This is a genomic window from Desulfosarcina sp., assembly GCF_041551955.1.
Taxonomy (GTDB): Bacteria; Desulfobacterota; Desulfobacteria; order Desulfobacterales; family Desulfosarcinaceae; genus Desulfosarcina.
On sequence record NZ_JBFELV010000257.1, the window covers coordinates 1 to 7,248 of the forward strand.

A 7,248-nucleotide genomic window follows, 5' to 3' on the forward strand; every position below is an offset into this window, starting at 1 on the left:
CGGCAAATTTCCTTCCAACGTCGTGGGCATGCGACCAACCATAGTCACCAACAGGACCAACATAAACAAAGCCGGCCTTCAGTTGTTTGTCAGCGGCCACGTCCAGGCCGGATCCAAAAAGGGTAAGCAGCATGAAACAAAAAACGGTCCAAACGTAACGCTTACACCAGATGTTAACGCCCCCCATTTACGCCTCCTTTTCTTGACAGAACCTTCTTGTGTTTGTTGGCTAACTCAAAACGCAAGCCGCGCTTTTAACTACGATGATCCGATTCGTTAAGTCAACAAAAGTGTTTTTCCTATTTGCACCGGGCAGCCAAAGGCTGGCTGATTCATTCACCGAGGTTTTTCAATGTAAGAAATATTCTGATTCTATTCCGATTGCAGAATTATCATTGACTTTGTTATTGCTGTATGATTGTTTAATTATTCTGGTCTTTTATGTAGAATGCAAGTTCAATCCATTTTCAGCACGAAGCGCTTGAACCTTACCTTATCAGAGACTGACGACGTCAGCATCAGGAGGAAAACATGTACGGGTTAGCGGCCATTCAGCAAGCCAACGGGTGGGCCATGGCAGGCGCTGGCGCCTGTATCGTTCTTGCCGGCTTGACGGTACTTTCTTTTTTAATATCGATGATTCCCCGCCTTACCGCTTTTTTTGAAGAAAAAGCTCATCCGCCGGTCGAGAAATCGGAAATCGCCGCCAAGCCAAAAATGATCGTTCCAGAGAAACTTCCGGAGGACCTCGATGCCGCTTCAACGATCTATATCGCCTTGACAGAAGATTTGGGTGAGAATTTCAGCCTGGTCGATCTACACCGTAAATCCAAGGAGCTTGGTCTTCCTCATCCCCACCTTTCGATTAACCGCTTCAGGGAGGGCGGCGTACTGGTTTCGGTTGGCGATGGACGATTTTCCTGGCAACCTATTTCCAATTAACAAGCAAGGACCGAATCAATGGAGCTTTTACTGCAGTTTCTGACCAATACTGGCTATTTCCTGGCCGACTACCGTCACATTTTAATGTGGAGCATTGGCATTCTCTTCGTCTACCTGGCTATCGGCAAACAATATGAACCCTTGCTGCTGCTGCCCATCGGCTTCGGCGTGTTGGTTGGCAATGTTCCTTTTTTTAAGGGCTTCGGCCTCGGCATTTACGAACCGAACAGTGTGCTCCACTACCTTTATTTTGGGGTCACCTCCGGTGTCTACCCGTCGATTGTGTTCTTGGGCCTTGGCGCCATGACCGATTTTTCATCGCTGCTGGCGCGCCCCAAATTGATGTTGCTCGGCGCGGCGGCCCAAATGGGTATTTTCTTCACGCTGCTCAGCGCCCTGGCCTTGGGCTTTCTGCCCAAAGAGGCGGCTTCCATCGCCATTATCGGTGGGGCAGACGGCCCGACATCCATCTTCTTGACAGCCAAACTGGCACCTCACCTGATCGGCCCCATCGCCATTGCCGCCTACTCATACATGGCGCTGATTCCGATCATTCAGCCGCCGATCATGCGACTGCTGACGACCAAGGCCGAACGCCGGATTCACATGCCCGACCCGCGTCCGGTGTCGAGAAAGGAGCTGCTGATTTTTCCGGTGATCGGTCTGTTCCTCTGCTGTTTTCTGGCACCGGCATCGATTCCATTGTTGGGAACCTTCTTTTTTGGGAATCTGCTGAAAGTCAGCGGCGTGGTTGACCGCTTGGCCCAAACCGCCCGGACCGCCATCATCGACACGGCCACCATATTTTTGGGGTTTACCGTCGGCGCCAGCACCCAGGCAGATGTTTTTCTCACCACCAAATCCGTAGGCATCTTTGCGCTGGGGGCCATCGCATTCAGCATTGCTACGGCGTCAGGTGTGCTCTTCGGTAAATTGATGAATCTTTTATCCAAAGAAAAGATCAACCCCTTGTTGGGTGCAGCCGGCGTCTCCGCGGTACCCGGGTCTGCCAGGGAAGTTCATGTGATGGGACAAAAAGAAGACCCGTCAAACTACCTGTTGATGCACGCCATGGCCTGCAATTCGTCGGGTGTGATCGGGTCCGCAATCTGCGCCGGTATTCTTTGGAGTTTCAATGTAGGGTAAAGGCAACCCGGTTAAACCGGTTCAATACAACCCGCATGCCGGAGAAGCGAAGCGCGCCTCCGGCATTTTTGTTAGCCGCTCTGCCAAACGAAGATTTACCCTTGACCACCGGGTTTTGACTATGCGATTCTTTTGTCATCAATGAAAATGGTTCGGCGAATCCGACGCACCCTTTCAATACGATCGTTATCCACCCCGACCCGACCCGACACTCGAGAACCTGCCGATCTCTTTTCTCAACGCTTAACCCACGGAGGAAGCCATGATTGCCAAAATTATAATCAAGCGCCGATTCGTTAAAGAAAACACACCTCAAATTCTTTCACTGCTCAACAAGATGCGGTCCATCGCCATGGATCAAACCGGGTACATTTCCGGAGAAACCCTCATGCAGAGAGACTTCCCAGAAAACATGGCTGTCATTGCCACGTGGCAACGCATGGAGGACTGGCTCGTGTGGAAAGAAAGTGAAGAGCGGAAAACCTATGAAGCCATGTTGGAAATATATCAGACGAGACCGACCCAGTACGAAGAATACCACCTGGGAACCTCGTTTCTGAAAGAATAACCAAAGGGGGAAGGTGCAAACCGGGCCCGGGAACACCATTTTAAGCCAGGCCGCTTCGTTATGACACAATCGAGCAGAAAACTTATTAATTACAAACATTTAAAATCGGCCCACAGAGAGGCCCATTTTCGAACGTTCTCACCGTTGCCCATACAGGCTTAAGGGGCCAGGCCCGCCGTCTAAAATTCGGCCCCTTGCTAAGCATACGGCGGTCCAGCCCTTTTCCGATCGTTGTTGATGAACAAAAAACCCAGCTTCCGCGTAATAATCACAGATGGACGCTGCTTCCTCTGTTTTTAACCCCGAAAAAATAAGAATGCTGTCATCTGCAAGCTTTTTCTCCAAGGCTGACCGCAGGCCGAACAATGTCGGCATTCTAAGGTTGGCAAAAACCAGGTCATATAGGCCGGTGAGAGCATCCAGACCCTCATCGAGGATTCTGACGCGATTTTCTACTGCATTCAACCGCACGTTGTCGCGAGCTTCAAAAACGGCACACGGGTCAGAATCGACACCCCAGATCAACCCAACGCCCATTTTTGCGGCAACAATTGCCAGGACGCCCGACCCGGTACCGATATCAATGGCCCGACAGACATGTTGGCGGTTCTTCCAGCCTGGCAAATGAAGAAGCGCGTCAATCAACTGAATGGCCAAGCGGGTAGACGGGTGCTCTCCCCCGCCGAAAGCCGCCCCCCTGCCAAGCGAGATCACACTCTGACCCGCCAGCGTTTTCAGTGAACACAACGGAGGTTTAATCGTCACATGATCGGAGACCGCCTGGGGCCGATCATATGAGATTTCGATAAATGAACTGCCGTGGTGATATGTATAGCACAACTGGCCGGTTTGAATCAGGCCGGCGACAAGCTGTTTAAGTCGTTTAGGATTTCGCGGGTTGGTTTTGCAGAAATGGCGCCTTAGGTTGCCAAAAGTGACCTTGGTGGGCGACTCGGCGATGAATCGAAGAACATGCCTTTCGGAGGGGGCCATCACGATCATCACCTCACACGGAACCGTGTCGGCGGTCCAGCCGTAAACCGAAAGCGTTAGTCGATGCCCTCTTCCGCCAACAGGTTCTTATGCCACAGGGCAAAATCGTACATGGCAAGATAACGGTCGTCATCATTGACAATTCCTATCGCCATATCCAGCGCACCGCGCCCGTAACTGTTTGAATACCCCTCCAGCGGGCGCGACTGCAAAAACTCCCGGACCAACATCTGAGACGTTCGTCGGCTTTTGTCTCTGCGCATATCGATCGGATCTTTTGGCTTTTCAAACGGATCCCATTTCTCGTACCCGATCTTGTTGAGAATGTGTTTTTGCCGACGAGGGGACATGGCGTCAAAAATAGCTTGTTTCCTGTCCTTATCTGAAATTGACCGCTCCATTTTACCACCTCACTCCTGATTGGCTTCGGGCTTTTTTTTATCGGCATCCATACCGAGATACGCTTCATCAAAGACGGTCAACAAAGCCATGGAAAGCGGCATCAGCACATCACCCATCTTCACGTGCGTAGATCGCAGCACCTCGACGATTTCGCAAGACAACTCATGCAGCTTGGCGTGAACCGCATCCAGGTTGACCGTGGGATATGACTCACCCGTTTTGAAGGCGGAAAGGCCGCAGGTATGTCCATGGCCGGCAATCGCGGTCGGGATTCCATAAAGACGGCAGGTTGCCGGCCGGGACGCATACAGATCGCATTGATTTTCGTCGTTGAGCAGCGGGCAGCGGATCCGCTCGGCAGCCATTTCAAGAAGCACTTGCTCCTCCGACTTTTCTCCGGCCGCCACCGCCTTGACCGCCTTGCGCTTCAACTGGTATATCTGCCGATCTGATTTATTGGCGCTCTCCAGAATTTCTGGTTGCTTTTCACCGGCAACCGTCTCAAAAAATTTCGAGTTGATATAAAGCGCCTCCACCAGAGAAAGGTCGAACAACGCATGACAGCAGTCCGCGCACTCCAGTTTGCACCTCACACAGTCTGAATACTGTTGGTGAACGCTCTCAAAGACTCCGTCCAACTGTTTGACGAAAGTCTCATATTTTTTAAACACATGCTCCAGCTCAGGTATCATTTGTCCGGCCCTCCCGCGAATGTTTCACGTGAAACACTATTTACCAATACAGAATTGGCTAAAAATATGATCGTAAAGATCCTCCGTCTTTCGTCTCCCGGAAATCCCGTCCAGAAGGTGTAGGACCTCAGTCAACAACCCTGAAATGACGTCAAGGGGTTGTTCCGTTTCAGCGGCGGCAAGGCATCGCTGAAGTTCTCGCATCGTTTTTTCAAGAATTATCCGTTGTCGCAAATTGGGTGTAGCGCCCCCATGATCGCCCCTGTTTTTTCCAGAAACGAGATCTTTGAATATTAACCCCTTCAAATTCGCGACGCCATGTCCGGTTTTAGCAGAAACCTTGGCTTGGGGGATGTGCTGCGTTATCTGCTGGGTATCGGCAACGGCATCGTCATCAGCGATGTCGTCTTTGTTGATGACCACGATCATCCGGGTGTGTTGGAGTTCCTCGATCAGGTTTTTTTCGAATGCATTGAGTTTGCGTGAGGCCTCTACGACCAAAAGAACAATGTCGGCGCGATGAAAATGATCTCGTGCTTTTTTGATTCCAAGGCACTCTATGGGATCTTGTGTGTCGTGAATGCCGGCGGTGTCGCAAATGACGACCGGTACGCCGTTGATCGAGAAATAGTCACGCACGATGTCTCGCGTGGTACCGGGAACTTCTGATACGATGGCGGTTTCCCTCTCAACCAGCCGGTTTAACAAGCTCGACTTTCCGACATTGGGCGCGCCGGCGATCGCCAAAAGCACCCCCTCTTTAAAGATCGCGGTGTCTTTTTGTCGCTTTATCAGTTCAGTTACTTCCGGTAAAATGGATTGGCTGAGCATTTCTTGAACAGTTGAATGGACGGGGTCATCTTCGACCGATTCATCAAACTCGATATTGGCCTCGCAAACCGCTTGCAACCTGGTAATCGTGGCGGTTAACGCCGCAAGAACATCACGGAGCCCCCCGGCTACCTGGTGGCTGGCCATTTGAACGGCAAATTCACAAGGCGCGTTAATCAGGTCGATAACCGCCTCCGCTTGCGTCAGGTCAATTCGTCCGTTCAAGAAAGCGCGCTTGCTAAACTCTCCGGGAGCGGACAGAACAGCGCCGGCGTCGACAACGAGATGTAAAATCCGATCAAGGACCACAAAGCCTGAATGCGAATGGAACTCTACGACATCTTCACGGGTGAAACTTTTGGGTCCTTTCATGTAAATGGCCAGGGCTTCATCGATGATGGTTTGATTTAGGGGCTCCACAAGATGACCATAGTAGACAAAATGGGAGCGAAATTGGTTTTCTTCAGAAGAACGGCCGTATCGAGGGCGACAAGGTTGCTTCCGAAGAAACAGCCGCTTCATGATCGTATAGGCACATGGGCCGGAAATCCTGACAACCCCGATACCACCGGGGCCCAACGGCGTCGATATGGCGGCGATCGTATTGTTGGTCATGGCAAGGTGAGCGTGTTTATTAGTATTTTCAGTTGCTTATTCATTTTTATCGTTGTTTCGTCGCCGGGGCCCCGCTTTTTTTTTGGGAAAAATCATCAACTTCCGGTAGTACCCCTCACCGATGCTTTGGGTCCGAACCCCGTTTTCATCTTTCAAGTGAATATGAACGATTCGACGGTCGTGCGCGTTCATTTGCCCGATGGTTACCGGTTTTTTCGTTCGCTTGGCCTTCTCCGCCATCCTGGCGGCCATCATTTGCAGGTTGTTTTTGCGCTTCTCGAGGTACCCTTCAACATCTACCAACACCCTAACCCGGTTGGTGCTTTTTTTATTGATCATTTTTTCTAGCAGGTATTGAATAGCTTCAAGCGTCTGGCCCCTTTTTCCAATCAGAACGCCACTGTTTCCGCCTGAAATCGAAAAAAGCAGCCGTTCCCTTTTTTTCGTCACATTGACGGTGGCTCCGGAGCTGATCCCATCGATAATTGCTTGTAACGCTTGAATCCCTGAGGCAATCAGTTCATCATCGAGATTCTGCAGCGCGGCGGGTTCGGGTGGGTCTGCTTCAGCAGCGGGTTTTTGGATCCGGTTGGCGGTGGGCTCCTTGCTGACCGGCTTAACCCCCTTTCGCTTGTTCCGCTCCTCTTCAACGAACACTTTAATTTTGGCTTTTTTAACGCCGACAAGCCCGAAAATTCCACTTGATCCATAGGCCAGAACTTCATGCTTTATTTTTTCAGGCGGGATACTGAGTTCATCACTGGCTTTTTCGATCGCCTGGTCTACGTTTTTGCCTTGAAATTCATAGGATTTAGACATCGTTGCCTCCAAAAGTTATGCGGTTTTCTTTTGGACGTAGTATTGTTGGCTGATGGAAAGCACATTGTTTACAAGCCAATACAGCACCAGTCCTGATGAGAAATTGATAAATATAAATGTGAAAACCACAGGCATCAGCATCATCATCTTGGCTTGGGTGGGGTCTCCTGGAGGGGGTGACATTTTTTGTTGAAGCAACATGGTCCCGCCCATGATAATGGTCAGCACCGGAATTCCATA

Annotated in this window: 9 protein-coding genes and 1 pseudogene; 3 read left to right on the top strand and 7 right to left on the bottom strand. The window is 50.7% G+C overall.

All coding sequences use genetic code 11. The features are described from left to right. Positions 1 to 187, bottom strand: a pseudogene (locus tag ABYV26_RS17020) (hypothetical protein); the annotation flags it as partial. Positions 188 to 573: 386 nt separating this feature from the next. On the opposite strand from ABYV26_RS17020, the gene ABYV26_RS17025 reads away from it, so the two are divergent. From ABYV26_RS17025 to ABYV26_RS17035, 3 genes are all read left to right on the top strand, one after another. Then, positions 574 to 942: an OadG family protein gene (locus ABYV26_RS17025; protein ID WP_372682551.1), complete on the top strand. Its 369-nt coding sequence runs from the start codon at positions 574 to 576 to the stop codon at positions 940 to 942. 18 nt (positions 943 to 960) lie between these two features. Continuing rightward, positions 961 to 2,088, top strand: coding sequence for a sodium ion-translocating decarboxylase subunit beta (locus ABYV26_RS17030; protein ID WP_372682552.1), 1,128 nt, complete (start codon positions 961 to 963; stop codon positions 2,086 to 2,088). A 262-nt stretch (positions 2,089 to 2,350) separates the two neighbouring features. Then, entirely contained in the window at positions 2,351 to 2,656 is a 306-nt protein-coding gene (locus ABYV26_RS17035; protein ID WP_372682553.1) for an antibiotic biosynthesis monooxygenase, read from the top strand. 138 nt (positions 2,657 to 2,794) lie between these two features. Here the strand turns inward: ABYV26_RS17035 and ABYV26_RS17040 are convergent, their stop codons facing one another. The 6 genes from ABYV26_RS17040 to ABYV26_RS17065 all read right to left on the bottom strand — a co-directional run. Beyond that, complete coding sequence (locus ABYV26_RS17040; RefSeq protein WP_372682554.1) at positions 2,795 to 3,658, bottom strand: 50S ribosomal protein L11 methyltransferase; 864 nt, start codon at positions 3,656 to 3,658, stop codon at positions 2,795 to 2,797. Between the two features lie 47 nt (positions 3,659 to 3,705). Continuing rightward, positions 3,706 to 4,050: a hypothetical protein gene (locus tag ABYV26_RS17045; RefSeq protein WP_372682555.1), complete on the bottom strand. Its 345-nt coding sequence runs from the start codon at positions 4,048 to 4,050 to the stop codon at positions 3,706 to 3,708. Positions 4,051 to 4,059: 9 nt separating this feature from the next. Continuing rightward, positions 4,060 to 4,743: a YkgJ family cysteine cluster protein gene (locus ABYV26_RS17050; RefSeq protein ID WP_372682556.1), complete on the bottom strand. Its 684-nt coding sequence runs from the start codon at positions 4,741 to 4,743 to the stop codon at positions 4,060 to 4,062. Between the two features lie 36 nt (positions 4,744 to 4,779). Next, on the bottom strand, positions 4,780 to 6,189 hold the full coding sequence (mnmE, locus tag ABYV26_RS17055) for a tRNA uridine-5-carboxymethylaminomethyl(34) synthesis GTPase MnmE (RefSeq protein WP_372682557.1): 1,410 nt from the start codon (positions 6,187 to 6,189) through the stop codon (positions 4,780 to 4,782). A gap of 36 nt (positions 6,190 to 6,225) precedes the next feature. Then, positions 6,226 to 7,008, bottom strand: a complete 783-nt coding sequence (jag, locus tag ABYV26_RS17060; protein WP_372682558.1) for an RNA-binding cell elongation regulator Jag/EloR — start codon at positions 7,006 to 7,008, stop codon at positions 6,226 to 6,228. A gap of 15 nt (positions 7,009 to 7,023) precedes the next feature. Continuing rightward, positions 7,024 to 7,248, bottom strand: a 225-nt coding sequence (locus ABYV26_RS17065) for a YidC/Oxa1 family membrane protein insertase (RefSeq protein WP_372682559.1), incomplete at its 5' end; no start/stop codon positions are given.